The 18,956-nt window shown below is 72.5% G+C and carries 22 protein-coding genes; 11 read left to right on the plus strand and 11 right to left on the minus strand.

All coding sequences use genetic code 11. From position 1 onward, the window contains the following. Positions 1 to 153: 153 nt before the first annotated feature. Both fer and P0R35_RS12340 read right to left on the minus strand, forming a co-directional pair. Entirely contained in the window at positions 154 to 543 is a 390-nt protein-coding gene (gene fer, locus P0R35_RS12335) for a ferredoxin Fer (RefSeq protein WP_284012770.1), read from the minus strand. Positions 544 to 687: 144 nt separating this feature from the next. Continuing rightward, entirely contained in the window at positions 688 to 1,866 is a 1,179-nt protein-coding gene (locus tag P0R35_RS12340; protein WP_284012771.1) for an inorganic phosphate transporter, read from the minus strand. Between the two features lie 126 nt (positions 1,867 to 1,992). Here P0R35_RS12340 and htpX point away from each other — a divergent pair, with 126 nt between their 5' ends. The 3 genes from htpX (at position 1,993) to pspAB (ending at position 4,225) form a co-directional block, all read left to right on the plus strand. Continuing rightward, positions 1,993 to 2,868, plus strand: a complete 876-nt coding sequence (htpX, locus tag P0R35_RS12345) for a zinc metalloprotease HtpX (protein WP_284012772.1) — start codon at positions 1,993 to 1,995, stop codon at positions 2,866 to 2,868. A 78-nt stretch (positions 2,869 to 2,946) separates the two neighbouring features. Next, a complete protein-coding gene (locus P0R35_RS12350) occupies positions 2,947 to 3,525 on the plus strand; it encodes an LURP-one-related/scramblase family protein (RefSeq protein ID WP_284012773.1) in 579 nt (192 codons plus the stop codon). Between the two features lie 91 nt (positions 3,526 to 3,616). Then, complete coding sequence (pspAB, locus tag P0R35_RS12355; RefSeq protein WP_284012774.1) at positions 3,617 to 4,225, plus strand: PspA-associated protein PspAB; 609 nt, start codon at positions 3,617 to 3,619, stop codon at positions 4,223 to 4,225. Positions 4,226 to 4,236: 11 nt separating this feature from the next. Here the strand turns inward: pspAB and P0R35_RS12360 are convergent, their stop codons facing one another. Beyond that, positions 4,237 to 4,632, minus strand: a complete 396-nt coding sequence (locus tag P0R35_RS12360; protein WP_284012775.1) for a hypothetical protein — start codon at positions 4,630 to 4,632, stop codon at positions 4,237 to 4,239. 180 nt (positions 4,633 to 4,812) lie between these two features. On the opposite strand from P0R35_RS12360, the gene radA reads away from it, so the two are divergent. The 6 genes from radA (at position 4,813) to P0R35_RS12390 (ending at position 9,461) form a co-directional block, all read left to right on the plus strand. Further along, positions 4,813 to 5,844: a DNA repair and recombination protein RadA gene (gene radA, locus P0R35_RS12365; RefSeq protein WP_284012776.1), complete on the plus strand. Its 1,032-nt coding sequence runs from the start codon at positions 4,813 to 4,815 to the stop codon at positions 5,842 to 5,844. Between the two features lie 64 nt (positions 5,845 to 5,908). Continuing rightward, positions 5,909 to 6,286, plus strand: coding sequence for a DUF7475 family protein (locus P0R35_RS12370; protein WP_284012777.1), 378 nt, complete (start codon positions 5,909 to 5,911; stop codon positions 6,284 to 6,286). 10 nt (positions 6,287 to 6,296) lie between these two features. Then, a complete protein-coding gene (locus tag P0R35_RS12375; protein ID WP_284012778.1) occupies positions 6,297 to 6,851 on the plus strand; it encodes a metal-dependent hydrolase in 555 nt (184 codons plus the stop codon). Between the two features lie 132 nt (positions 6,852 to 6,983). Beyond that, a complete protein-coding gene (locus tag P0R35_RS12380) occupies positions 6,984 to 7,406 on the plus strand; it encodes a 6-pyruvoyl trahydropterin synthase family protein (RefSeq protein ID WP_284012779.1) in 423 nt (140 codons plus the stop codon). A gap of 248 nt (positions 7,407 to 7,654) precedes the next feature. Next, positions 7,655 to 8,599: a glycosyltransferase family 4 protein gene (locus P0R35_RS12385; protein WP_284012780.1), complete on the plus strand. Its 945-nt coding sequence runs from the start codon at positions 7,655 to 7,657 to the stop codon at positions 8,597 to 8,599. Then, positions 8,589 to 9,461, plus strand: coding sequence for a methyltransferase domain-containing protein (locus tag P0R35_RS12390; protein WP_284012781.1), 873 nt, complete (start codon positions 8,589 to 8,591; stop codon positions 9,459 to 9,461). The genes P0R35_RS12385 and P0R35_RS12390 overlap by 11 nt, the downstream gene beginning before the upstream one ends. A 12-nt stretch (positions 9,462 to 9,473) precedes the next feature. On the opposite strand, the gene sufU is transcribed toward P0R35_RS12390, so the two are convergent. From sufU to P0R35_RS12415, 5 genes are all read right to left on the minus strand, one after another. Continuing rightward, positions 9,474 to 9,896, minus strand: coding sequence for a Fe-S cluster assembly sulfur transfer protein SufU (sufU, locus tag P0R35_RS12395; RefSeq protein WP_284014631.1), 423 nt, complete (start codon positions 9,894 to 9,896; stop codon positions 9,474 to 9,476). Between the two features lie 75 nt (positions 9,897 to 9,971). Further along, the gene (locus P0R35_RS12400; RefSeq protein WP_284014632.1) at positions 9,972 to 11,243 is read right to left on the minus strand and encodes an aminotransferase class V-fold PLP-dependent enzyme; all 1,272 of its coding nucleotides are present in this window, start codon (positions 11,241 to 11,243) and stop codon (positions 9,972 to 9,974) included. 84 nt (positions 11,244 to 11,327) lie between these two features. After that, on the minus strand, positions 11,328 to 11,528 hold the full coding sequence (locus P0R35_RS12405; protein ID WP_284012782.1) for a hypothetical protein: 201 nt from the start codon (positions 11,526 to 11,528) through the stop codon (positions 11,328 to 11,330). Between the two features lie 42 nt (positions 11,529 to 11,570). After that, the gene (locus P0R35_RS12410; RefSeq protein WP_284012783.1) at positions 11,571 to 11,972 is read right to left on the minus strand and encodes a DUF424 domain-containing protein; all 402 of its coding nucleotides are present in this window, start codon (positions 11,970 to 11,972) and stop codon (positions 11,571 to 11,573) included. Continuing rightward, a complete protein-coding gene (locus P0R35_RS12415; protein ID WP_284012784.1) occupies positions 11,973 to 12,842 on the minus strand; it encodes a tetratricopeptide repeat protein in 870 nt (289 codons plus the stop codon). 95 nt (positions 12,843 to 12,937) lie between these two features. Here P0R35_RS12415 and thpR point away from each other — a divergent pair, with 95 nt between their 5' ends. Together thpR and P0R35_RS12425 are read left to right on the plus strand one after the other, a co-directional pair. Further along, complete coding sequence (thpR, locus tag P0R35_RS12420) at positions 12,938 to 13,492, plus strand: RNA 2',3'-cyclic phosphodiesterase (protein WP_284012785.1); 555 nt, start codon at positions 12,938 to 12,940, stop codon at positions 13,490 to 13,492. A 114-nt stretch (positions 13,493 to 13,606) separates the two neighbouring features. Next, positions 13,607 to 15,238 (plus strand): methyl-accepting chemotaxis protein, encoded by a 1,632-nt coding sequence (locus P0R35_RS12425; protein ID WP_284012786.1) that lies wholly within the window; start codon positions 13,607 to 13,609, stop codon positions 15,236 to 15,238. 82 nt (positions 15,239 to 15,320) lie between these two features. Here P0R35_RS12425 and P0R35_RS12430 read toward each other — a convergent pair whose 3' ends face one another. The 3 genes from P0R35_RS12430 to P0R35_RS12440 form a co-directional block, all read right to left on the minus strand. Further along, positions 15,321 to 16,610: an adenosylhomocysteinase gene (locus tag P0R35_RS12430; protein WP_284012787.1), complete on the minus strand. Its 1,290-nt coding sequence runs from the start codon at positions 16,608 to 16,610 to the stop codon at positions 15,321 to 15,323. Positions 16,611 to 16,701: 91 nt separating this feature from the next. Continuing rightward, positions 16,702 to 17,562: a hypothetical protein gene (locus tag P0R35_RS12435; RefSeq protein WP_284012788.1), complete on the minus strand. Its 861-nt coding sequence runs from the start codon at positions 17,560 to 17,562 to the stop codon at positions 16,702 to 16,704. Between the two features lie 69 nt (positions 17,563 to 17,631). Then, positions 17,632 to 18,933, minus strand: a complete 1,302-nt coding sequence (locus P0R35_RS12440) for an amidohydrolase (RefSeq protein ID WP_284012789.1) — start codon at positions 18,931 to 18,933, stop codon at positions 17,632 to 17,634. Positions 18,934 to 18,956: the final 23 nt, after the last annotated feature.

An 18,956-nucleotide genomic window follows, 5' to 3' on the forward strand; every position in this document is an offset into this window, starting at 1 on the left:
GTCCATGTCCGGTCGCACGCGGCCGGGGAGTTAGGCGTTGCGTTGCCCGCGACGGCGGCCGGTGGGCGGTGGGCGGGGGGCGGTGCGCCGGACCCCGGCGGAGCCGTCGCTGGCGAGCGGCGATAAACGGGAGAAGTCGCGGCGAAGCCGCGCTCAGATGACGCGGTTCTGGAGGTAGTCCAGGTGCTTCGCGTTGTAGACGATCTTGATCTCGTCGGCCTGGGGCGACCCGATGCAGGTGAGGCGGACGTTCTTGTCGTCGACCTCCTCGTCGGAGAGGATCTGCTGCATGTCCATCTCGATCTCGCCCTCCTTCAGGATCGCCGCACAGTTCGCACAGGCGCCGGCGCGGCACGAGAACGGCCAGTCGTAGCCCTGGGCCTCGGCGGCTTCCAGGATGTACTCGCCTTCGTTGACCTCCAGCTCGCCGTAGTCCTCCGCGTCCAGCCCCGCGTCGGCGGCGTTGGCGAAGAGGTCGTCGTCGTCGAGGTCCCAGCCGTTGTCGTCCAGCACTTCGTAGTTGAGGTATTCGACCGTGGGCATTTCGTCCCGCGATTCGACCGCCGGACCATTAGTTGTTGCTATCTCGCAGGGAGAATCGCCGCCGTATAGCCTTTAGGCGTGCCAAAACCACCGTTTTCCGTACGGCGGAGAACGCGGTCCGGGGCCGTCGTGCCGGCGCGCCCCCTACAGCGGGACCAGCGAGAACAGCGCGTACGACGAGACGAACGAGATGGTCGGCGTGAGGATCCAAAAGGAGACGACGCGCCCGGTCGTCCCGGCGTCGAACAGGTCCTCGGCGAGCAGGTCGTCGCCCTCCTCCTCGCCGACGCGCGGCACGTCCGCCGCCGAGGAGCGTTCGGCCGCGAGCGCGTTCACCGACACCTCCGACCGTTCGCGGTCGCCCCCGTCGGCGCCGATGGCGCCGCTGACGGCGTCGCCGATGGTCGTCGTGCGCGTCGCCCGCCCCCACCCGAGGCCGACGATCGACATCGTCGCGGAGACGGCCAGCGAGGCGGGGATCCCGATCGCCGAGAGGAAGGTGATCATGCTCGCCGACACGACCTCGACGACCAGCGCCGCCAACAGCGGGAGGTCCGTGAGGTCGTTGCCGACGGTGTCGAGCGTCCGGCGCGCGATCGTGAACGCGCCGAGCCCGATCGCCGCCCCGGCGACCAACACGCCCTGGCTCGCCGTGATCGACCCGTTCCCGACCAGCGGCGCGACGGCGTTGGCGGCGTTGGACGCGCCCGCCGAGAAGGCCATGTAGCAGGCGATCACGACGACGAGCACCGTCCCGAGCAGTTCCTTCCCGGTCGTGTCGTCGGCGATCCGGGGGCGGCGGCCGTCGAACTCGAGGATCCCCCCGGGCGTGCGGTCGATCGCGAAGGCGGCGTCGAGGTACGGGTAGAGGTAGCGGCCGACCACCGCACAGATCCAGAAGGCGACGACGGGCGCGACGAGCCACCAGCCGACGATCCGGAGCATCACGTCGGCGTTCAACGTCCCGGTGGCGGCGCCGAGGCCGGCGATGGCGCCGACGGCCGTCATCGACGTCGAGGCGGGGACGCCGAAGGTGTTTGAGACGAGCAGCGCCAGCCCCACGAAGAAGAGGACGGCGACGCTGGCGGCCAGCGTGAACTGCGCGGCGGGGACGATCTTCCCGCCCATCGTCTCGATCACCTCGCGCCCGACCGTCCAGCCGCCCGCGAGCGCGAACAGCGACATGAGCGCCGCCGCCGCCGTCTTCGAGAGGGTGCCGCTGCCGACCGCCGGGCCGAACGAGACGCCCGTCGAGGAGCCGCCGATGTTGAAGCCGACGAACACCGCGACGACCAGCCCGACCACCAGGAGTGCCTCGACCACACCGGTACTCGCGGGCCTCGGGGTAAAAGTCCGTCCGCCTCGGGGGACGGCGACGGCGGGGCGCCGCCGTCGCGACCGTCGGCCGATCCACGACAGCGTTTAAGCCGTGCATCCGGTAGTAGGGGTATGGAATGGAAGACGGACTGGGGACTCCGCGGTCGCATGGTGCTGACCGGGTTCCTCCTGTTCGCCCTCTACATCGTGTTCATCGCGGTGTTGTCGAGGTTCGTCGGCCTGTTCGCGCTGGTCGCCATCATGGGCCTGTTCTCGCTGGGGCAGTTCTTCTTCAGCGACAAACTCGCCCTCTACTCGATGGGCGCCAAGGAGGTCTCCGAGGAGGAGTACCCCGAGCTGCACCGCACGATCACCCGCCTGTCCCAGCAGGCCGACCTCCCGAAGCCGACGGTCGCCGTCGCGGACACGCGCGTCCCGAACGCGTTCGCGACCGGCCGCTCGCAGAAGAAGTCGGCCGTCTGTGTGACGACGGGCCTCCTGCGCACCCTCGACGACGAGGAGTTGGAGGGCGTGCTCGCCCACGAACTCGCGCACATCAAGAACCGCGACGTGATGGTGATGACCATCGCGTCGTTCCTGTCGACGCTGGCGTTCATCGTCGTGCGCTGGGGCTGGCTGCTCGGCGGCGGCGACAGCCGCGGCGGCAACCAGGCGCCCGTGCTGGTGGCGATCGTCGTGTCGCTGGTCGTGTGGGTGATCTCGTTCCTGCTCATCCGCCTGCTGTCGCGCTACCGCGAGTTCGCGGCCGACCGCGGCGGCGCGGCCATCTCCGGCAAGCCCGGCGCGCTCGCGTCGGCGCTGGTCACCATCGACAGCGGTATGGACCGCGTCCCGAAGGAGGACCTGCGCGACACCGCGGAGATGAACGCGTTCTTCGTCATCCCGATCAGGTCCGGGTTCGTCGGGAAGCTGTTCTCCACCCACCCGAGCACCGAGAAGCGCGTCGAGCGCCTCCGCGAACTGGAGCGGGAGTTCGAGACGGCCTGAGCCGCCTCCGCCTCCGACGCCGACCTGCTCCGCCCCGCCGTCCGAGCGTTCAAGTGGGAGACCGGAGCAGTGCCGCACGTGAGCGACCGCACGTACGACATCGCCGGGATCGAGTTGACCGACGACCGCTACACCGTCGTCCAGAGCCTCGTCCGCAACAAGTACCGCGCCGAGGACTCGGCCGGGAACGTCGTCCTCCGGGGGAAACAGAAGATGCTGAAGCTGAAAGAGGAGTTCCCGTTCGTCGACGCCGACGGCGAGCCGGTGTTCCGCGTGAAGGCCGCCGGGATGCTCGACGTCGCCGGCAACTACGTCCTCACGGACTCGCGAACTGACGAGGAGCTGGTGATCCTCGACAACGACTACTCCGTCTTCCAAGACACGTGGACGATCCGCGACGCCGACACCGGGGCGCGATTGGCGCAGATCGACTCCCGCGGCGCGGCCGTCACGCTCGCGCGCAACGTCCTCCCGTTCGGCGCGTGGATCCCCCACAAGTACGAGATCACCGACGCCGACGGCGGCCACGTCGGCGCCATCGAGGGGCAGTTCTCGCTGCAGGACACCTACGAGATCAGCGTCGACGACGCGAGCGACGTGCCCAAAGAGCCCGTCGTCGCCGCCGCGATGGTGATCGACGCGATCCAGGGGAACTGAGCGGGCGGCGCGGCGCGCGCGTCGCCGCCGCGCGTCCGTCGCCCGAGGCGACGGCTTGAACACGCACCCCGCCGTCAGTCCGGCAACGACGATGGGGATCCTCGACACACTCCGATCCGTGCTCGGCGTCCGTGCGGAGACCGACGCCGTCAGCGACGCCGACCCCGAGGACCTGTTCGGGATGAGCACGGCGTACGTCACGATGGAGGCCGACCTCGGCTTCCGGTCGGTCGGCGAGGCCGCGCTGTGTTTCTCGTCGGTCGACTCCACCGACTTCGCCGACACCGTCGACGCCGTCGAGGCGATCCTCGACGCCGGCGCGGAGGAGACCGGCACGACGTTCCGCCGCCACGCCGACGACTACGGCTACCACTGGGTCGTGCTCGCCGACGACGACCCCGAGGACCTCGTCACCTCCGTCCACTTCGCCGCCGACGAGTTCGTCGAGCGCGGGTACGGCTCGCGCCTCCTCGCCGCCGTGTTCGGCTTCGAGCGGGACGGCGGCGAGCGCGCCTACTGGGTCTACTCGTTCCGCCGCGGCGCCTACTACCCGTTCGCGCCGACCGGCACCAGCAGTCGCGACAACAAGATCGAGTTCAAGCTCGAATCCGTGCTGGACGGCGAACTCGGCCTCGAATCCGAGAAGGAGTACTGGTATCCGCTGTGGCCGGACAGCCCGAACGGCCACCCGTGGGGCTGACCGGGGGCCGACTACGGGATCGATTCGTCGCATCCGACCAGCGACGCCCGCACGTCGCCGACGGTGTGGTGCCCGAACGGTCCGAACTCGAAGCCGTCCCACCGCTCCTCCCGGTCGGCGTCCGCGGCGAGTCCGTCGAGCTCCAGCACGTGTTCGTCGACGCCGTCGGCGACCTCGATAGCGACGAGAAGGTCGGGAGGCTCCGGACCCGTGACGGCGACGCCGACCGAGACGTAGTCCTCGTACGGGACGCCGTCGTCGCTCGACTGCTCGGCCCACCGGTTCGTCTTCAGTAGCCTCGCGTCGTCGCAATCGCCCCCTTCGGCGTCGGACGCGGCCGGTCGCCGCGCGGCACAGCCCGCACCCACGAGGAACGCGAGCGACGAGCAGAACGCACGCCGACGCATACCCCGGCCATTCCGTGCGCGAGGAAAGTGTCTTCCGGCCGCCACGAACGCCGCCTCCCACCCCTTCCGTTCTGAACCCTCGGACACCCGTGGTGAGCGCCCCGCTCACGTACCTCGGTTTCACTTCCACCCTACTGTTAACGAGGGTTTATGTGGGGAGCGGGGCAAGAACCGGGTACGATGCCAGAAGACGACCTGCAGGCGCTCCCCGGAGTCGGCCCCGCGACCGCTGACAAGCTCATCGAGGCGGGCTTCAAGAGCTACCAGAGCCTCGCCGTCGCCAGCCCCGGCGACCTCGGCAACACCGCCGACATCGGCGAGTCCACGGCGGCGGACGTGATCAACGGCGCCCGCGAGGCGGCCGACGTGGGCGGCTTCGAGACGGGCGCCGCCGTGCTGGAGCGACGCGAGGAGATCGGCAAGCTCTCCTGGCAGATCGACGAGGTCGACGACCTGCTCGACGGCGGGCTGGAGACCCAGTCGATCACCGAGGTGTACGGCGAGTTCGGCTCCGGCAAGTCGCAGGTGACCCACCAGATGTCCGTCAACGTCCAGCTGTCGAAGGAGAACGGCGGCCTCGACGGGGGCACCATCTTCGTCGACTCCGAGGACACGTTCCGCCCCGAGCGGATCGACGACATGGTCCGCGGCCTCGACGACGAGATCCTCGCCGACGAACTGGAGCGCCGCGAGATCGAGGGGACCCCCGACGACGAGGAGGCGATGGAGGCGCTCGTCAACGACTTCCTCGACCACATCCACGTCGCGAAGGCGTTCAACGCCAACCACCAGATCCTGCTGGCCGAGAAGGCGAACGAACTCGCCAGCGAGCACGAGGACACCGACTGGCCGATCCGCCTGCTGTGTGTCGACTCGCTCACCGCCCACTTCCGCGCCGAGTACGTCGGCCGCGGCGAACTGGCCGAGCGCCAGCAGAAGCTCAACAAACACCTCCACGAGCTCGACAAGGTCGGCAACCTGTACAACGTCGCCGTCCTCGTCACCAACCAGGTCGCGGCCAACCCCGACTCGTACTTCGGCGACCCGACCCAGCCGATCGGCGGCCACATCCTCGGCCACAAGTCGACGTTCCGCATCTACCTCCGCAAGTCGAAGGGCGACAAGCGGATCGTCCGCCTCGTGGACGCGCCGAACCTCGCCGACGGCGAGGCGGTCATGCGCGTGCAGGACGGCGGCCTGAAGCCGGAGTAACGCGACGGCGGCGCGCCGACGGTCCGTGAGAGTTTTTAACACGTCCGCGCCCCTTTCGTCCGCCATGAGCACCGAAACCGCGTCGGAGGGGCTGACGCTGCACACGGAGTCGATGACCGGCCTCCACTGGCTCGGCGTCGCGATGGCGGCGATCAGCGGCGTGATCCACCTGTTCCTCGGCGTCTCGTTCATCGACCAGGGGCTCGGGATCGCCTTCCTCGTCGCCGGGGTCGGCTTCCTCGTCGGCGCGGGCGCCGTGTTGGTCGACTTCCGTCGCCGACTGTTCTACGCGGTCGGCGTCCCGTTCACGCTCGGCCAGATCGTCATCTGGCTCGCGGTGACCCCCGCCGACGAGTACCTCTCGCCGATCGGGATCACCGACAAGGTGGCGCAGGCGGTGCTGATCGTCGTGCTGGTCGTCCTCTACCGCCGGGCGTCGTGATCCGGCCGTGATGGCGTTCACGCACGCGCTCGTCGGCGCGCTCCTCGCCGCGCCCGTCGTGGTGTACGCGCCGGAGGCGGCCGTCCCCGCGGCGACGGCGGGCATCGTCGGCGGCCTGCTGCCGGACGCCGACCTGTTCGTCGGCCGCCACCGGCGGACGCTCCACTTCCCGGTGCTCGGCTGGGCGCTCGCGCTCCCCGCCGTCGCGGCCGCGGTCGTCGTCCCGACGGCGGCGACGCTGTCGCTGGCCGTGTTCGCCGTCTCCTTCGCCGTCCACGCCGGGACGGACGCGCTCGGCGCGGGCGACGAGATCCGGCCGTGGGAGCGCACCTCGCGGGAGGCGGTGTACGACCACCTCCGCGGACGGTGGATCGGGCCGCGGTACCTGATCCGCTACGACGGCGCGCCCGAGGACGCCGTCGCGACGGCCGTGTTGGCGGCGCCGGTGGCGCTGTTCTACCCGGCCCCGCTGCCGTCGGTCGCCGCCGGCTGTGTCGCGCTCGGCGTCGTGTACGCGCTCGTCCGCCGACGGCTCCCGCCGGTGGTCGAGGAGTTCGTCGGGTGACCCGCGGGGACGGCGCGCCGGTCACGACACGTTCTTGGTGTGGGAGCCGTAGCGTGTGTCAACCCGATCGACAGACGCGACCGCCCCGTCCGCCGACCGCGGGTCGACGCCCGGCGGGCGCGTCACCCACGCATGACCTACCACACGACCGTCACACGCCAGTTCGTCGCACAGCACTACCTCACGGTCCCCGACCCCGGTCCCGAGGGCGACCGCCACTCGCACGTGTTCGCCGTCGAGGCGACGTTCGCCGGGCCGGCGCTGAACGAGTACGACTACCTCGTCGACATCGACGACGTGGGCGCGGCGTTGGACGACGTCGAGGCGCGCTACCGCGACACGACGCTGAACGACCTTCCGGAGTTCGAGGGGTACAACCCCAGCGTCGAGCGGTTCGCCCGCGTCCTCCACGCCCGGCTCGCCCCGGCCGCCGCGGGCGACCCGGCCGACTCGCTCCGGGTGACCGTGTGGGAGGACGACGAGGCCGCCGCCGGCTACGAGGCGCCCCTCGACGGCGCCGGCCCGCCCGACGACGGCGCCGACGGCGATGAGTGAGGCCGCCGCCGACACCGCCGACACCGCCGACCTCGCCGTCGCCCTCGTCGTCCCCGGCGACCCGGCGACCACCTCCGGCGGGTTCCGCTACGACCGCCGCCTCGTCGCGGGCCTGCGCGACCGGGGCGCGAGCGTCCGGGTGTTCTCGGTGCCGTGGCGGCGCTACCCTCGGCGTCGTCGACACGCTCGGGCTGGCGACGGGGCTCCCGGCCGGGCTGACGGACGCCGACGTCGTCGTCGTCGACGAGTTGGCCCACCCCGGCACCGCCGGCCTCGTGCGCCGGCTCCGCCGCGGCGGCACGCCGGTCGTCGCGCTGGTCCACCACCTCCGCCGGTCCGAGGGCGGGCCGCTCGCGCCCGTCGCCGCACGGCTCGAACGCGCGTTCCTCCGCGGCTGCTCGGCGGCGGTCTGCGTGAGCGAGGCGACCGAGCGCGAGGTGCGCCGGCTCGCCGGCGCGTCGCTCCGGACGCACGTCGCCCCGCCGGCGGCCGACCAGTTCGCGCCCGACGTGTCGCCGGCGGCGGTCGACCGCCGCGCGACCGCCGAGCCGTTCCGGGTCGTCTCGGTCGGCGCGCTCGTCCCGCGGAAGGGTCACCCGACGCTGTTGCGCGCGCTGGCCGGGCTGGACGCGGTCGACGACGCGGACGCGGCCGACGGAGCCGCCGGGGACGACCGCGCCACGACGGACTGGCGCCTCGCCGTCGTCGGTCCGGAGCCGGACGCCGACCACGCCGCGGGCGTGCGGCGGCTCGCCGCCGACCTCGGCGTCGCCGACCGGGTGACGTTCCGGGGAGAGCTCCCGAGCGCGGACCTCGCCGCGACCCTCCGCCGGTCGCACGTGTTCGCGCTCCCCTCGCGCTACGAGGGGTTCGGCATCGCGTCGCTCGAGGGGATGGGGTTCGGGCTGCCGGCGGTCGCCTCGGCGGCCGGCGGGGCGGGGTCGGTGGTCACCGACGGCGCCGACGGCGTCCTCGTCGCGCCCGGCGACGTGGCCGCCGTGCGCGACGCGCTGGCGGGCCTCGCGGCCGACCGCGAGCGCCTCGCGGCGATGGGACGGGCCGCCCTGGCGCGCTTCGCGGCCCACCCGCCGTGGACGGAGACGGTCGCCGGCGTCGCCGGCTTCCTCGGCGACGTGGCCGGGGACGCGGCGCCGTCGCGGCCGACGACCCCGGAGGTGGCCGATGGAGGGTGACGACGTCGCCTACCTGGAGGCCGCCCGAACCGTCGACGAACGCGCCCACAGCGACGCCGCCGACGGGGCGTTCCGCGCGGCGCTGGCCGAGGCGGGGCGCGACGGCGGCGCCCGCGTACTGGAGGCGGGCGCGGGCACCTGCGGGGTGCTCCGTCGGCTGCTCGCGGCCGAGGCGCTCCCGGCCGGCGAGTGGGTCGCCGTCGACACCGACGAGCGGGTGTTGGCGGCGGGCCGCGAGCGCCTGTGTGCGGCCGCGCGTGCCGCGGGGCGTGGAGTCGAAACGGAGGGGTCGTGCGTGACCCTCGGATCGGCCGACGGGGGCCGGTTGGCGGTGCGGTTCCGGGTCGACGACGCGCGGGTGGTCGCCGACGGCGGCGGCTTCGACGGCGTCGTCGCGCGCTCGTTCGCCGACCTGCTCGCCCCCGACGACGTGTTGGCGCTCGTGCGGACGGCCGCGCCCGACGGCTGGTACCACCTGCCGCTCACCTTCGACGGCGAGACGCGGTTCGCGCCGCCCCACCCCGCCGACGACGCCGTCGTCGACGCGTTCCACGGGACGATGCGCAACCGGGGTCGGGCGGCGACGCTGCTCGCCGACCGCTTCGCCGAGGCCGGCGCGGCGCCGACGGTCGACGCCCCGTCGGACTGGGTGGTCGAGGGCGACGGCTCCGGCGGGTACCCCGCCGACGAGGCGACGTTCCTGCGGACGGTGCTCGACACGGTGGTCGCGGCGGTCGGCGAGGCGGGCGGCGTCGCGGACGCGACGCTGGCGGCGTGGCGCGAGGCGCGCGAGGAACAGTTCCGGCGGGGGGAGTTGGGCTACGTCGCGGCGAACCGCGACCTGTTCGGGCGGGTGCCGTAGCGAGGGGGTCGCTCAGTCCTCGGTCTTCGTCACGTCGAGGTCGTCGAGTTCGCCCTCGTACAGCTTCGCGCCGTCCTGTGCCACCTGCCGGGCGAGCACGGCGCACTTGATCCGCATCGGCGAGATGTCGACGCCGAGCATCTCGGTGATGTCCTCGGTGTCCATCGCCTCCAGTTCCTCCAGCGTCGTCCCCTGCAGACGCTCCGAGAGCATCGAGGCGGACGCCTGCGAGATGGCACAGCCGTCGCCGGAGAACGCGACGTACTCGATGGTCTCGTCGTCGTCGTCGAGCCGCACGTCGACGGTGATGGTGTCGCCGCAGGAGGGGTTCTCCCCGGTGTGGGAGAACGTCGCGTCGTCGAGTTCGCCGTAGTTGCGCGGGTTCTTGTAGTGGTCGAGGATCTGCTGGCGATACATGTCGGAGCCGCCGCCAATGCCCATTGTTGTCGGAAAATGGCGAGTGCGACCGTTAAGCGTTCCGGGGAGTCGTGCCCCGCGGCGACGTGCGGCTCAGGCGAACAGCTGGCGCGCGTCGTCCACGGCCTCGACGAGTTCGTCGATCTCCTCGCGCGTGTTGTAGATGTAGAAGGACGCGCGGGCGGAGGCGGGCACCCCGAGCTTGTCGTGGAGCGGTTGGGTGCAGTGGTCGCCGGCGCGGACGGCGACGCCGTGGTCGTTGAGGATGCTGGAGAGGTCGTGGGCGTGGACGCCGTCGACGTTGAACGCGACCAGGCCGGCGCGGTCGTCGCCCGGCGGGCCGTAGATGTCGACGTCGTCGTACGCGGTGAGTTCGTCGTACGCGTACTCCGCGAGCAGCTGCTCGTGGGCGTGGACGTTCTCCATCCCCAGGTCCTCGAGGTAGTCGATGGCGGCGTGCAGCGCGATCCCCTGCGCGATGACGGGGGTGCCGGCCTCGAACTTCCACGGGAGGTCCTCCCACTCGCTGTCCTCGAAGGTGACCTTCCGGATCATCTCCCCGCCGTACAGGTACGGCTGCATCTCCTCCAAGAGGTGCTGTTTCCCGTACAGCACGCCGATGCCGGTGGGGCCGCACATCTTGTGCCCCGAGAAGGCGAAGAAGTCGGCGTCGATGGCCTGCACGTCGACGGGCATGTGCGGCACGGACTGGGCGCCGTCGACGAAGATCAGCCCGTCGTGGTCGTGGACCAGGTCCGCGAACTCGGCGACGGGGTTCACCGTGCCGAGCGTGTTGGAGACGTGGACGACGTTCGCCATCGCGGTGTCGTCGTCGACCAGCTCGCGCGCGTGATCCATGTCGAGGCGGCCGTCGTCGTCGACCCGGACGAACCGGACGTCGGCGCCGGTCTTCTTGCCGATCTGTTGCCACGTGACCAGCGAGGCGTGGTGCTCCATCTCGGTGAGGACGACGTTGTCCTCGGGGCCGAGTTCGTTCAGGCCCCACGCGTACGCGACGAGGTTCTCCGCCTCGGTGGTGTTCTTCGTGAACACGACCTCCTCGCGCCCCTCGGCGCCGACGAATTCCGCGACGCGGTCGTGGGCGTGTTCGTAGGCGGTGCTGGCCTCCTGACTCAGCTGGTGGATGCCGCGGTGGACGTTGGAGTTGTACGACCGGTAGTAGTCCGCGATGGCGCCGACCACCTGCTCGGGCGTGTGGCTCGTCGCCGCGTTGTCGAGGTACACGAGCGGCGTCGTGTCCCCCTCGCCCTCGCCGGGGACCGTCACGTCGCCCCCGACCTTCCGCTCGAGGATGGGGAAATCGGCGCGGACGGCCTCGACGTCCAGCGGGTACGGCTCCTGGATTCCCATTGTCGGAGACACGAGACGGAGGGGTAACATCCCTTCGGTCGCGGGGGGATCCCGGGCCGAGACCGGCGTCTCGGGGGCTCAGTCGTCGGTGTCGGCCGCGGCGAACAGGTACGCCGAGGCGTACGACCAGACGGCGTACAGCCCGACGGCGACGACGGCGAGCGCGATCCCGCCGACGACCAGCGCGTCGGCGAGCACGTCGAGCGCGTACACGATCACCGCGACGGCGACGAGGCCGAGGAACACGTCGAGTCTGACCAGGAGTTCGGAGTCTGTCACGGCGGAACCGGGACCCGACCGGCTAAGAAGGCGTCGACCCGCTCACAGCCACAGCAGTTGCGCGTGGAGCGTGCCGCCCACGTCGAGCACCCGCTCCTCGTCGATGATGCCCTCCTCGACGGCGACGCCGACGCAGTGCTCGCCGACGAGGTTGGCGGTGTCGGCGTCGTACAGCCCCGCGACGACGGCGTCGGCGTCGGCGGGCTCGGCGTCGTCGCTCCCGTAGAACGCTTCCTCGACCTCCAGCGACACCGCGCCGTTCTCGAACGTCTCGCCGAGCACGTCCGCGTCACACACCGCCACGAGCGTCCCCTCGGGGGTCTCGCGACGGGTGAGCAGGAACGCGGCGTCGGGGGCGGCGTCGGCGTCGGCGCCGGGCGAGTCGGTCGGCTCCGCCCCGCCGGCCGAGTCCGTCGCGTCCGCCGGCCCGGCGTCGTCGCTCATCTACAGGCCCCCGAGGTCGAGGTCGTCGCCGCCGCGGTCGCGGTCGGGTGCCGCGCCGCCGGGGGCGCCGCCCGGGCCGCCCGCGCCGCCGGCGCCCATCCCGCCGGCGCCGCCCTCGCTCTGTTCGCGGACCATCTCCTGCTCGGCCTCCTTGCGGATCTCCTCGGCGCGCTCGGCGGCCTGCTCGGCCTCGTCCTCGCGGCCGAGCTCGTCGAGCGCGCGCGCCTTCTCCTCGAGCACCTCGGCGTTGCGCATGCCGAGGCGGATCGCGTTGTCGAAGGCGGTGACGGCGTCCTCCAGCAGGCCGCGCTCGACGAGGAAGAAGCCGCGGTTGTACCACGCCTGCGGGAAGCGCGGGTCGATCTCGACGGCGCGCTCGGCGTGTTCGAGCGCCTGCTCGGTGCGCCCGGACTCGTGGAGCGCGTACGCGAGGTTCGTCTCCGCGCTGGCGGCGTGTTCGGAGTCGTCGTCGATGCGCAGCGCCTCGCGGTAGGCGCCGACGGCCTCGTCCCACTCCTCCAGTTGGGCGTGGGCGACGCCCTTGTTCGTCCACGCCTCCTGCTCCTCCAGCGAGTCGTCCGCGGCGAACTGCGCGGCGCGCGCGAACGTCTCGGTCGCCTCCTCGAAACGGTTGATCCCCATGTACGACAGCCCGACCTCCATCAGGCTCTCGACGTCGACGCGGTCCTTCGGGATGTTGCGCTCGTCGAGCAGGTCGGTGAGGACCCGCGTGTCGACGGGGTCGACCTGCGAGGGGTCGGCGTTCAACGCCTCCGGGTCGAGGGTGAACTCCTCGTAGTCCTCGTCGAGGCCCTGCCCCTCGGAGAACTGGTGCGGCTGTCGGTCGGGCTCCGGCTCCTCGTCGCTCATTGAGTACGAATCGTCCGTGTGGACGGATGTATGTTGCGCGTCCGAGTGGCGAGGGTGCGCGCGCCGTTTTTCTCCCCGGCCGCCGAAGCGTCCGTATGCCGCGTCTGTTCGTCTCGATCGACCTCCCCGACCGCCTCGCCGACGAGGTCGCCGCCGTCCAAGCCCCGCTGCGCGACCTCCCCGGCCTCCGGCTCGCCGACCCGGCGCAGGCCCACTGCACCCTGAAGTTCCTCGGCGACGTCGAGGAGGCCCGCGTCGACGACGTGGTCGACGCGCTGGAGCGCGCCGTCGCCGCGGCGGGGGTCGCCCCCGTCGAGTGCGAGGTCGGCGGGCTCGGCGTGTTCCCGTCGCCCGACTACGTCCGCGTCGTCTGGGTCGGCGTCCGCGACGGGAGCGACGAGGTGACCCGGCTCGCCGAGGCCGTCGAGCGCGAGACGGTCGCGCTCGGCTTCGACGAGGCGGACCACGAGTTCACGCCGCACGTCACGCTCGCCCGGATGGACGACGCCCGCGGGAAGGCCCGCGTCCGCGAGTACCTCGAGGAGGACCCGACCGTCGGACGGTTCACGGCGCGGGAGATCCGACTCACGGAGTCGACGCTCGGGCGCGACGGCCCCCGCTACGGGACGCGGGCGCGGGTGTCGCTGTAGGAACCACGGCGGACGCGCCGCCCGGGGCCGTCGCCGAGGGCCGTCGTGTGGGACCGTTATCGGGCGGGATAGCTGGAGACGGTCGCTTAACTGCCCGGAGTCGGAGCCGCGCACATGGACCTGGTTTCGCTGCTGCCGAAGCCGCTTCGGCGGCGGATGATCACAGAGGTGCTGGCGGCCTACGCGGTTACCGCGGCCGTCACCGGCGGAATCGTCGTCGGGATCGGGACCGCGACGGGGCTCCCCGTGACGGCGCTGCTGGCGGCGTGGGGCGTCACGGCGGCCCTGTTCGTCGCCGGGGGCTACCTCATCGCCCGCGACCTCATCGACGTGTCGAACGGCCTCACCGCCAGCGCCCGCGAGCTCGCGGACGGCGACTTCTCCGCGACGTTCGACCAACAGCGCGACGACGAGCTGGGCGAGTTGAACGCCGCGCTGTCGCGCCTGCGCGCGTCGTTGCGCGACCGGCTCGACGAGGCCGAAGCGGCCCGCGGCGAGGCCGCCGCCGCGCGGGACCGCGCCGAGGGGGTCGTCCGGGAGATGCGCGCGGCCGTCGACGAGTACGAGACGGCGTTCGCCGCCGCGGCCGACGGCGACCTCACCGTCCGGCTCGACGCCGACACCGACGAGGCGGCGCTGGGCGACCTCGAAGCCGCCGCCAACGGGATGCTCGCCGGGCTGGAGGACACCGTCGGGGCGGTCGAGGCGGACGCCCGCGCCGTCGACGACGACTCCCGGGCGCTGGCCGCGGAGGTGACCGACGCCACCGCCGCCATCGACGAGGCGACCGACGCCGTCGACGACATCGCCGGCGCCGCCGCGGCCCAACGCGAGCGGCTCGACGACGTCGCCGGGGACCTCGGCGACCTGTCGGCGACCGTCGAGGAGGTCGCCGGGCAGGCCGACGGCGTCGCCCGGGAGGTGGAGGACGCCGCCGAGTTGGGGGCGGCGGGCCGGGAGGCCGCCAGCGACGCCGCCGACGAGATGGCCGGCATCTCCGACCAGGTGGCGACGGCCAACGAGGCCGTGATGGCGCTGGAGGACCGGATGGACGAGATCACCGAGATGGTCGAGTTGATCGAGGGGGTCGCCGCCGAGACGAACCTGCTCGCGCTCAACGCCAACATCGAGGCCGCCCGCGCGGGCGAGGAGGGCGACGGCTTCGCCGTCGTCGCCGAGGAGGTGAAGACGCTCGCCGAGGAGGCCGGCGACGCCACCGACGAGATCGCCGACACCATCGAGGAGGTGAACGCGGCGACCGAGGAGACCGCCGACCGCATGGGGCGGATGAGCTACCGCGTGGAGTCGGGCGCCTCGACCGTGGAGTCGGCCGTCGAGCGCATGGACGACCTGGCGGGCGCGGTCGACGCCGCGGCCGACTCGGTGGAGGCGATCTCCCGTGCCACCGACGACCAGGCGGCGACCGCCGAGCGCGTCGTCTCCGCCGCCGAGGAGGCGCGCGACGCCGGACGCCGCGTCGCGTCGGCGGCCGACGAGGCGGAGGCCGCGAGCGACCGCGGCGCCGACGCCGTCGGCAACGCCGCCGCGCGTGCCGAGGCGCTCCGGGCGGAGGCGCGGCGGCTCGGCGACCGGGTCGAGGCGTTCGAGACCGCGCGGGCGGACCGCGACCGCGGACCCGCCGCCGCGCCGGCCGACGGCTCGGTCGCGGCGACCGACGGCGGCGCCGACGCCGGGAACGACCGCGACGGCGACGGCTTCCGGTTCGGCGAGTCGCGGGAGAACTGAACGGAGCGGTGCGGAGCGGAACGGGCCGGGAGCACCTCGCGCGGCGCCGGCGGCGGCCGTCGGTCGTGTCGGGGCGGCCGGCTCAGGTGCCGTGCTGCCACGAGCCCATGTACTCGCGCTGCTCGTCGGAGAGCGCGTCGAACTCGACGCCCTCGGCCGCGAGTTTCACCTCGGCGACCTCGCGGTCGAGTTCGTCGGGCACCTCGTGGACGCCCGCGTCGTAGGCGTCGCCGTTCTCGACGAGTTCGCGCACGCACACCGCCTGCACGCCGAACGACTGGTCCATCACCTCGACCGGGTGGCCCAGCGCGATGGGCGCCGCGAGGTTGACGAGGCGGCCCTCCGCGAGCACGTTCAGCCGGCGGCCGTCTTCCATCTCGTACGCCTCGACGCCGTCGCGGGCCTCGTAGCGGTCGACGGCCATGTCGTCCAACTGGTCGAGGTTGATCTCGACGTCGAAGTGGCCGGCGTTCGCGAGGAGCACGCCGTCCTGCATCCGCTCGAAGTGCTCGGCGGTGATCACGTCGCGGTTGCCCGTCGTCGTGACGAACACGTCGCCCTGCGCGGCGGCCTCCGCCATCGGCATCACGTCGTACCCCTCCATGTGGGCTTCCAGCGCCTTGCGCGAGTCGACCTCGCAGACGATGACGTTCGCGTTCTGGCCGGCGGCCTTCTTCGCGACGCCCTTGCCGCAGTAGCCGAAGCCGACGACGACGACGTCCTTGCCGGCGAAGGAGAGGTTCGTCGTCATGGCGATGGTCGCCAGCGACGCCTCGCCCGTGCCGTGGACGTTGTCGAACAGGCGCTTCATCGGCGTGTCGTTGACGGCGAACACGGGGTACTTGAGCTCGCCGTCGGCGTCCATCGCGCGCAGGCGGTGGACGCCCGTCGTCGTCTCCTCGGCGCCGCCGACGATGGAGTCGATGAGTTCGGGGTAGTCCTCGTGGATGGCCGCGACCATGTCCATCCCGTCGTCGACGGTGATGGTCGGCTCGTGGGCGATGACCGACTCGATGGCGGCGTAGTAGTCCTCGTCGTCGACGCCGCGCACCGCGTAGGAGGTGATGTTGTCGTGGGTGTCGAGCGCCGCCGACACGTCGTCGTGGGTCGACAGGGGGTTACAGCCCGTGATGGCGACCTCGGCGCCGCCGTCGGCGAGCAGCTCGACGAGGTTGGCGGTCTTCGCCTCGACGTGCATCGCCATCCCGATCGTCTGCCCCGCGAACGGCCGGTCGGCCTCGAACTCCTCGCGGAGGTGCGCGAGGATCGGCATGTGCTGGAGCGCCCAGTCCATCTTGCGGCGGCCCTCCTCGGCGGCCGAGGCGGGGTCGTCGAGGTGCTCCGTCACCGGCGCGTACGTCTGCGTGCTCATACTCTCGGGGTCGGTTCGGGTCGGTTTAATCCCGCCGGAGTCGGCCCGGAGCGGCGCGAGCCGCCGCCGTGTCGGGCGTCGACCGCCCGCCTCACACGACGCCGGAGAGGTACGGCGCCCACAGCAGTCCGATCCCGGCGGCGAGCGCGAGCGCCGCGGCGGCGCCCGCGATCCGGGTGCGGGTCCGCCCCTGCGCGACGATGCGGTCCTCGCGGAGCGTCGAGACGATCATCGGCACGCCGTCCTCCGGGCCGCCCCGGACGGTCAGGTGCTCGGCGCGCGGCGGGTGCGGCGCGTCCGCGGCCGCGGTCGCACGCCCGAGGACGTACACCTCGTCGCCCACCTCGACCGTCTGGGAGTGGTACGTGCGCTCGCCGTGGGCGTTGCCGATGTCGATCAGGTTGGTGATCGAGTCCGTCTGGCCGTCCACGTCGCGGTGGGCGTGGACGAACGACCGGATCCGGTCGGACGGCCGGGCGTCCGGTTCGACCCGAACGTGGGGCATCCGCGCCACCTCGACGGCGACGTCGTCGACGGCGACGCCGGTCATCCCCGTCGACAACAGCGCCTCCGGGAGCGAGAACGAGCCCGAACTCGTCGTGGGGACGTCGACCTCGATCTCGCCGTGGTCGGTCTCCAGTACGAACCGCCCGCCGTCGACGCCGAGCGCGAGCGTCTTCCAGCGACCGCCGTTCCCGCGTTCGTCCCACTCCTCGACCTCCCACGCCTCGACGACCGGGTCGGGGCCGCCCCGGATCGTCGGCTCGGCGGTCGCGAGCGCCTCGGTCACCGTCCCCTTCACCTCGACGGGCCCCTCCCCGACGAGCGAGAGGTCGGTCGTGGGCGTGGCGGCGACCGCGCGGTACAGGCGCCAGTGACGGGCGGTGTACGTCGCGAACACGGCGCCGACGACGACGAGGACGACGCCGGCGACGGACTGGAGGGCGACCATACGCGGCGATCCGACAGCGCGGAGAAAGCTCTTGTGTCGCGGGACGGCGGCGGCGTGCCCGACTGGCGACTACTCCTCGGCGCGCGCGACGAGCGCCACGGCGTGTTCCTGTGCGCGCTCGCGGACGGCGGCCTCGTCGAACGCGAGCACGTCGCGGTCGCGCATCACGACGCGGCCGTCGCAGACGGTGTGGCGCACGTCGCTGCCGCGGACGGCGTACACGAGGTGCGAGACGAGGTCGTGGGCGGGCGTGAGGTGCGGCGCGTCGAGGTCGACGACCGCGAGGTCGGCGTTCGCGCCCGCCGCGATCCGGCCGGCGTCGATCCCCAGCGCCTCGGCGCCGCCCGCCGTCGCCATCCGGAACGCGGTCTCGGCGTCGACGGCGGCCGCGTCGTCGGCCGCGAGTTTGCCGAGCATCGCGGCGTCGCGCAGCTCGTCGAACAGGTCGAGGTCGTTGTTCGAGGCGGCGCCGTCGGTGCCGAGCGCGACGGGCACGCCCGCGTCGAGCATCGCCTGCACGGGCGCCATCCCGGAGGCGAGCTTCATGTTCGAGGCCGGGCAGTGGACGACGCTCGTGCCGCGCTCGGCGAGCACGTCGAACTCCGACGGGTCGGTGTGGACGCCGTGGGCGACGAACGTCGAGTCGGTGAGCAGGCCCAACTCGTCGGCGTGCGCGCTCGGGCGGACGCCGTGCTCGTCGACGATCGGCGCGACTTCGTCGGGCGTCTCGTTGAGGTGGAAGTGGATCGGGACGTCGGCGTCGCGGGCGCGGTCGGCGGTCTCGGCGAGCAGGTCGTCGGCGACGGTGGTGAGCGAGTGGGGCATCACCGCGGTCCGAACGCGACCGTCGGCGGCGCCGTCGAGGCGCTCGGCTACGGCGAACGACTCCTCGAGGTCCGCCCGGGCGGCCTCGTCGTCCTTGCCGACGGTGACGACGCCGTGGCCGAGGCGGGCGCGGATGCCGGCCGCCTCGACGGCGGCGGCGACCTCCTCGACCGCGAAGTACATGTCCGCGAACGCGGTGACGCCCGAGCGGATCAACTCGACCAGCGCGAGTTCGGTGCCCGCGCGGATGTCGTCGGGCGTCAACGCCGCCTCGACCGGCCAGACGTGCTCGCGGAGCCACGTGTCGAGCGGTTCGTCGTCGGCGTAGCCGCGCAGCAGCGTCATCGCGGCGTGGCAGTGGGCGTTGACGAGGCCGGGGATCACGAGGCCGCCGGCGGCGTCGAGCGTCTCGTCGGCCGCGGCCGCGAGGTCGGGGCCGACCTCGATCACGGTGCCCGCGTCGGCGTCGACGAGGACGTCGGCCTCGACCACGTCGAACGCGGGCGTGAGGACGAGTCCGTCGGCGACGGCGAGTGTGTCGGTCATGTCCGTGGGTGGTGGGGGCGGGT

It is taken from the genome of Halobaculum litoreum (genome assembly GCF_030127125.1).
Lineage (GTDB): Archaea > Halobacteriota > Halobacteria > Halobacteriales > Haloferacaceae > Halobaculum > Halobaculum litoreum.